Source organism: Streptomyces sp. NPDC057654 (assembly GCF_042800135.1).
In the GTDB taxonomy this organism is placed as follows: Bacteria; Actinomycetota; Actinomycetes; order Streptomycetales; family Streptomycetaceae; genus Streptomyces.
In genome coordinates, this window is record NZ_JBHVHQ010000425.1 from 1 (window position 1) to 7,116 (window position 7,116).

6 protein-coding genes are annotated in these 7,116 nt (G+C 71.8%); 5 read left to right on the plus strand and 1 reads right to left on the minus strand.

All coding sequences use genetic code 11. The features are described 5' to 3' along the window. Nucleotides 1-204: 204 nt before the first annotated feature. The 3 genes from ACFU99_RS26550 (at nucleotide 205) to ACFU99_RS26560 (ending at nucleotide 2,878) form a co-directional block, all read left to right on the plus strand. The gene (locus ACFU99_RS26550) at nucleotides 205-1,161 is read left to right on the plus strand and encodes a PRC and DUF2382 domain-containing protein (RefSeq protein ID WP_384396341.1); all 957 of its coding nucleotides are present in this window, start codon (nucleotides 205-207) and stop codon (nucleotides 1,159-1,161) included. Nucleotides 1,162-1,427: 266 nt separating this feature from the next. Beyond that, nucleotides 1,428-2,645 (plus strand): cytochrome P450, encoded by a 1,218-nt coding sequence (locus ACFU99_RS26555; RefSeq protein ID WP_384396344.1) that lies wholly within the window; start codon nucleotides 1,428-1,430, stop codon nucleotides 2,643-2,645. Nucleotides 2,646-2,683: 38 nt separating this feature from the next. After that, nucleotides 2,684-2,878: a ferredoxin gene (locus tag ACFU99_RS26560; RefSeq protein ID WP_384396355.1), complete on the plus strand. Its 195-nt coding sequence runs from the start codon at nucleotides 2,684-2,686 to the stop codon at nucleotides 2,876-2,878. A 55-nt stretch (nucleotides 2,879-2,933) separates the two neighbouring features. On the opposite strand, the gene ACFU99_RS26565 is transcribed toward ACFU99_RS26560, so the two are convergent. Beyond that, entirely contained in the window at nucleotides 2,934-4,196 is a 1,263-nt protein-coding gene (locus tag ACFU99_RS26565; RefSeq protein ID WP_384396347.1) for a PucR family transcriptional regulator, read from the minus strand. A 267-nt stretch (nucleotides 4,197-4,463) separates the two neighbouring features. On the opposite strand from ACFU99_RS26565, the gene ACFU99_RS26570 reads away from it, so the two are divergent. After that, nucleotides 4,464-5,390, plus strand: coding sequence for a proline dehydrogenase family protein (locus tag ACFU99_RS26570; RefSeq protein ID WP_384396349.1), 927 nt, complete (start codon nucleotides 4,464-4,466; stop codon nucleotides 5,388-5,390). A gap of 69 nt (nucleotides 5,391-5,459) precedes the next feature. Continuing rightward, nucleotides 5,460-7,091 (plus strand): L-glutamate gamma-semialdehyde dehydrogenase, encoded by a 1,632-nt coding sequence (gene pruA, locus ACFU99_RS26575; RefSeq protein ID WP_384396352.1) that lies wholly within the window; start codon nucleotides 5,460-5,462, stop codon nucleotides 7,089-7,091. Nucleotides 7,092-7,116: the final 25 nt, after the last annotated feature.

The window sequence follows — 7,116 nt, forward strand, 5'->3', positions numbered from 1 at the left end:
GGCCGGGCCTGTCTGTGTGACCGGTCAACCATTCGCCCGAATGGGGGTATGGGGTGGTTTTCGGGGCTGCCCCACCAGGGAGCCGCTGTGCGGCCGGCGGACGGGGCCGAACGGGGTGCAGCAGTCGCCGCCCGGGTGGCGGCGGCGCGCAATGGGGAGAGCGCGCCCATAACTGTCGGAGCGTGCGGAAGGAGAAGAGTCGCCATGACCGCACCCCACGGCGAAACGCAACGAGACCTGTCCGGCATGAGCGTGGTCGACGCCGACGGCCACCGAGTGGGTTCGGTGCAGCAGGTCTACCGAGACGACAGGACCGGCGACCCGGAGTGGATCACCGTGCGCACCGGGATGTTCGGGACGAAGGAGACGTTCGTGCCCCTCGCCGGGGCGCAAGAGGCGGACGGCGATCTGCGCGTCCCCCACAGCAAGGACACGATCAAGGACGCGCCGCGGATCGAGGCCGACGGGCATCTCGACCCGGCGGAGGAGGACCGTCTCTACCGGCACTACGGGCTGATGCCGGGGGCCGGCGCCAAGGGGCAGGCGGGCGAGGCGGGGCACGGCAGGCACGCCGCGCCGGCCGCCGGGACCGCCGGAGCCGCGGGCGCCGCCGGGATGGCCGGCGTGGCGGGCGGCGGACGCGGTACGGGCGAGAGCGCCCAGCACCGCGCCGACTCCGCGCAACTGGCCGGCGCCGGAGCCCCCTCGCGGGGCCGGGACGCCGGATACGCCGGAGACACAGCCGCGGCCAAGGGCCAGGGCGAGGAGATGATCCTCTCCGAGGAGCGCGTGACCTGGGGCACCGAGGAACGCGAGAGCGGCCGCGCCCACCTGCGCAAGCACGTGGTCACCGAGGACGTCTCGCAGACCGTGCCGGTGAGCCACGAGGAGGTCACCCTCCACCGCGAGGCCATCAAGCCCGGCGACCGCACCGCCGGCCGCACGGCGAACCTCTCCAACGGCGAGACGGAGGTCGTCCTCCACGAGGAGGTCGCCGTCGTCCGCAAGGAGACCGTCCCCGTGGAGCGGGTGCGGATGGAGACCAAGAAGGTGAGCGGGCAGCAGGAGGTGCGCGCCCAGGTCCGTAAGGAGGAGGTCGAGTACGACGACGGCCTGAAGTCCAAGCACCAGGAGCCGGGCGAGTCCGGCCGCGGGCGCTGACCGCCGCTACGGGCGACCGGTCCGGTGACGGGTTCCGGAGCCGGGGCATCAGGCCCCGGCGCCGGAACCTTTCCGCGCCGGGGGACCGATGCCCGGAGCCCGGCGGCCCGGCGCCCGCTTCGGCCGGCCGTACGCCCGTATCCGGCCGGCCCCTCGCCGTGCAACACCCCAGGCAGCCCGCAACATGGCTGATCTAGGCATAGCCGATCTCGGCCAGGAGGCTTCGACTGGATGCGGACATCATGTCGCACCGCCTGGGAGGTCCCATGACCGAGGCCGTTACCCGACCGATCGAGCCGCAGACGCCGCCGTTCCCCGCCGACCGTACGTGTCCCTACCACCCGCCCGCCGACTACGGACCGCTGAAGACCGCGGGGACCATGCACCGCGCCACGCTCTACGACGGGCGCGAGGTGTGGATGGTCACCGGCCACACCGAGGCCCGCGCCCTGCTCACCGACAAGCGTCTCTCCACCGACCGGCGGAATCCGGCCTTCCCCGTCATCGCTCCCCGGGCCGAGTCCCAGAGCACCGTCGTCCTCCCGCTGCTCGGGGTCGACGACCCGCTGCACGCCACGCAGCGCCGGATGCTCATCCCGAGCTTCACCGTCAAGCGCATCGCCGCCATGCGGCCGCAGATCCAGCAGATCGTGGACGGGCTGCTGGACGCGATGGCCGAACGCGGCGGGCCGACCGACCTCGTCGCCGCGTTCTCGCTGCCCGTGCCGTCCATGGTCATCTGCTCGCTCCTCGGCATCCCCTACGACGACCACGAGTTCTTCGAGGAGTGCTCCCGCAATCTGCTCACCGCCGACACGGCCCGCGAGGCCGACGCGTTCCGCCACGAGCTGGAGAGCTACCTCCTCGACCTGGTGGCGAAGAAGGAGGCCGAACCGGGCGACGGGCTCCTCGACGAACTGATCGCCGACCGGCTCGCCGGAGGCGAGCTGGAGCGCGACGAAGTGGTCATGATGGCGCTGCTCCTGCTCATCGCGGGCCATGAGACCACCTCCAACATGATCGCCCTCGGCACCTACACGCTCCTCGAACACCCCGAGGAACTCGACGCGCTGCGCGCCGACCCGTCCCTGATACCCGGCGCCGTGGAGGAGCTGCTGCGCTTCCTGTCCATCGCCGACGGCATGGTGCGCGTCGCCCTGGAGGACATCGAACTCGACGACGGCGGCGTCATCAGGACCGGCGAGGGCGTCATCCTCAGCACCTCGCTGATCAACCGCGACGAGGGCACGTACCAGGACGCCGACGGTCTCGACGTACGCCGCTCCGCGCGCCACCATGTGGCTTTCGGGTTCGGCGTCCACCAGTGCCTCGGGCAGAACCTGGCCCGCGCCGAACTGGAGATCGCGCTCACCGCCCTGCTCAGCCGTTTCCCGACCCTGCGGCTCGACGTCCCCGCGGACCAGGTGGCCATCAAGCCGGGCGACACCTTGCAGGGCCTCTTCGCACTGCCTGTGACCTGGTAAGGAAGTCCGGTGGCATGACCGAGCGAGCACCACACACCCTGCGCATCACCATCGATACCGACAGCTGCATCGGCTCCGGCCAGTGCGCCCTGACCGCACCCGCCGTCTTCACCCAGGACGACGACGGATTCAGCGCCCTGCTCCCCGGCAAGGAGGACGGGGCGGGCGACCCGCTGGTGCGGGAAGCGGCACGCGCCTGCCCAGTTCAAGCCATTTCTCTGACTGAAGTGTGACAGGCGCTGTTTTGGGGCAACGGCTGCCGACGGGCGGCCCGTCGGGGGCCGTGCTCTAGAGCCGCGCCGCCTTGAGCGACATGTGGAGCAGCAGCCGGTCCTCGCCCTCGTCCAGGTCGAGGCCGGTGAGCTGCTCCACCTTCGACAGCCGGTAGTAGAGGGTCTGCCGGTGGATGCCCAACTGCGCCGCCGTACGCCCCGCCTGCCCCGCGCAGTCGAGGAACGCCTCGGCCGTGCGCGCCAGTTCGGCGTGCGAGCGCTCCAGCAGCGGCCGTACGACCCGGTCCGCCGCGCCGCCGGCCGGCAGCTCCGCGAGCACGCGGTACGGGCCCACGCCGCCCCACTCCGCGACCGGCCCGAACCGCGCCTCCGCACGCGCCGCGCGCGCCGCGGCGAGCGCCTCGCGCCAGGCGGCGGGCGCGTCGGCCAGGCCCCGGCGCGGATCGCTGACGCCCGCGCCCGAACCGTGCGCCCGTGGTGAGCGCAGCAGTTGTTCGGCCGCCGCGCGCGCCGGGTCCAGGGCGTTCGGCCCCCGCAGCCGGACCAGCGCCGCGAGTCCCGCGGCCGGACCCTGCGCCACATCCCGCGCCATGTCCCGCGCCGTGTCCCGGTCCTTGGAACCGCGCCCCGCGCCCCCGGCCCGCCGGCCCCCCGACTCCGTGACGGCGCACGCGGCGAGGACGCCCGGCAGGCTGGGCAGCGGCGCGGCGTCCAGGTCCTCCCGGTCCCAGGGGGTGACCGCCACCAGCGCGAGCGGGCCCTCGGCCGACTCCGGCAGCGCGCCCCGCAGCGCGTCGCGCGCCGCGTCCCGACCGGCCGGGGCGCTGGTGAGCAGATCGCGCAGCAGCTCGCCGAGTTCGCGCCCGGCGCGCGCCTCCGCCGCGAGGAGTACGCCGATCCGGGCGGCCGTCTCCATGGCCTGGGCGAGCCGCGGGTCCGGCGGGGTGCCGGGGCCGCCGAATTCGAGGTCGGCGAGGTGGCCGTCGTCCAGCAGCCAGGCGTAGCCGTGCACGATGCCGCGGTGGCGTACGGGCAGGCAGATGCGGCCGCGGAACACCCCGGCCGCCGGGTCCGGCGGAATCCGCAGCGGGGACTGCGCGCGCGAGATGCCGAACGCCTCGAACCACGCCCGTACCGCCGCCGTCGACCGGCGCTGGAGGATCGAGCGGGTGCGGACCGGGTCCATGACCAGATCGAGGTCGTCGTCGCTGTCGTGGGCTCCGAAGGCGATCAGCGCGAAGTCGCGGTCCTCCAGCGTCGCGGGGGCGCCCAGCGCCGCCGAGATCTCGTCCACGAGCTGCTGATAGTCCGCGCGCATTCCGCCTTGGCTCCTCTCACGTGCCCCACAGCGACGTCGTGCCTCGTCCGCCCCATGCCGCCGCTCCCCATTCTCATACATCTGTCTGAGATCCCGGACACGAAGGCGTGACAGCTGTCGATGGTCGCGGACCCGTATGAAACTTAAATTTCACGGTGGCTCACCTTGCCGTCGCGACGCGTTGCCGCGGCATTCGTCAACACCTGTCTTCCTGCGGAAACGGCCGTTCGACCGGGTCCGGGAAGCGCACAAAACGTGGAGGTGCCCGTGCTGGGTCCTGTGCTCCTTGCCGCCGCACGCAGCGACAGCATCCGCCGTCTCGTCTCGGCCGCGCCGGTCACCCGCCCCGTGGTGGACCGTTTCGTCGCCGGCGAGCGGCTGGACGAATCGATGGCCGTGGTCCGTTCGCTCAATGAGCGCGGGCTGGAGGTCACCCTCGACCACCTCGGTGAGGACATCACCGACCCCTCCGAGGCGCTCCGCAACCGCGATGCCTATCTGGCGCTGACCGAGGCGCTGGCCGGACAGGGGCTCGGCGCGCGCGCCGAGATGTCCGTGAAGCTCTCCGCCTTCGGCCAGGCGCTCTCCGGCGGCCACGACCTCGCGCTCGCCAACGTCACGCCGGTCGTCGAGGCCGCCGCCGACGCCGGTACCACCGTGACGCTGGACATGGAGGACCACACCACGGTCGACTCCACCCTCGCGATCCTCGCCGAACTGCGGAAGCGCTTCCCGAACACGGGCGCCGTCGTCCAGTCGTACCTCTTCCGCACCGAGGAGGACTGCCACGCGCTCGCCGGGGAAGGCTCGCGGGTGCGCCTGGTCAAGGGCGCGTACAAAGAGCCCGCGTCCGTCGCCTTCCAGGACAAGCGGGAGGTGGACCGCTCGTATGTCCGCTGCCTGAAGGTCCTGATGGCGGGCAGGGGATACCCGATGGTCGGCTCGCACGACCCGCGGATGGTCGCGATCGCGCAGGAGCTCGGCCGCCGCTACGGGCGCAAGCTGGACGAGTACGAGTTCCAGATGCTGTTCGGCATCCGGGCGGCGGAGCAGGAGCGGCTGGTATCAGAAGGACACCGGATGCGGGTGTACATCCCGTACGGCACCGACTGGTACGGATACTTCATGCGGCGCCTCGCCGAGCGCCCGGCCAACCTGGCATTCTTCCTGCGCTCGCTGGCCACCCGCGGCTGAGCCCCCACAGACCCGATACACCCGCCTCACACCCCCGCCTCACACCCCCGATCGAAGGAGACGGCCACCATGGACGCCGTGACCCAGGTACCCGCCCCGTACAACGAGCCGGTGCACGGCTACGCCCCGGGCTCCCCGGAGCGCGCCCGCCTGGAGGCCAAGCTCAAGGAGCTGGCCGAGAACCCCATCGACCTGCCGATGACGATCGACGGCGAGCGTCGGATGGGCGGCGGCGAGCGGTTCGACGTCGTGCAGCCGCACAACCACAAGGCCGTGCTCGGCTCGTACAACAACGCCACCCGCCAGGACGCCCAGGACGCGATCGACGCGGCCCTGGCCGCCGCCCCGGCCTGGCGCGCGCTGTCCTTCGACGACCGCGCCGCGATCATCCTCAAGGCCGCCGAACTGCTGTCCGGCCCCTGGCGCGAGACGATCGCCGCCTCCACGATGCTGGGCCAGTCCAAGACGGCGCAGCAGGCCGAGATCGACGCGCCCTGCGAGCTCGTCGACTTCTGGCGCTTCAACGTGCACTTCGCGCGTGAGCTCCTGAACGAGCAGCCGCTGGTCCAGCCGAACGGCGTGTGGAACCGGATGGACCACCGGCCGCTGGAGGGCTTCGTCTACGCGATCACGCCCTTCAACTTCACCGCCATCGCGGGCAACCTGCCCACCGCGCCCGCGCTGATGGGCAACGTGGTGGTCTGGAAGCCCTCCCCGACCCAGACGCACTCCGCCATCCTGCTGATGCAGCTCCTGGAGGAGGCGGGCCTGCCCAAGGGCGTCATCAACCTCGTCACGGGCGACGGCAAGGAGGTCTCCGAGGTCGCGCTGCCGCACCCGGACCTGGCGGGCGTCCACTTCACCGGCTCGACGGCGACCTTCCAGCACCTGTGGAAGTCGGTCGGCGAGAACATCGCCGGCTACAAGGCGTACCCGCGCCTGGTCGGCGAGACCGGCGGCAAGGACTTCATCGTCGCCCACCCGACCGCCGACCCGAAGATCCTCAAGACCGCCATCACCCGTGGCGCCTTCGAGTACCAGGGCCAGAAGTGCTCGGCCGCCTCCCGCGCCTACATCCCGCGCTCCATCTGGGAGAACGGCTTCAAGGAGGAGCTGGCGGCCGAGGTCGACGGCCTCACGATGGGCGACGTCACCGACCTGTCCCACTTCATCGGCGCCGTCATCGACGACCGCGCCTTCGCGAAGAACAAGGCCGCCATCGACCGCGCCGCGTCCGACGCCACCTGCGAGATCGTGGCCGGCGGCACGTACGACGACTCGGTCGGCTACTTCGTCCGCCCGACCGTGATCGCCTGCTCCGACCCGGAGAACGAGGTCTTCAAGACCGAGTACTTCGGCCCGGTCATCGGGGTCCACGTCTACGAGGACGGCGACTTCGACGCGATGCTGGAGCAGATGGAGTCGGCCTCGGCGTACGCCCTGACCGGCGCCGTCCTCGCCAAGGACCGGCAGGTCGTGGCCGCCGTCTCGGAGAAGCTGCGCTTCGCCGCCGGCAACTTCTACATCAACGACCGGCCCACCGGCTCGATCGTCGGCCAGCAGCCCTTCGGCGGCGCCCGCGCCTCCGGCACCAACGACAAGGCCGGTTCCAAGTTCAACCTCCTCCGCTGGTCCTCCCCCCGCGCCATCAAGGAAACCCAGGTAGCCCCCACGGACTACCGCTACCCGCACATGGGCTGACGTTTCCCACTGCCGCATACCGACG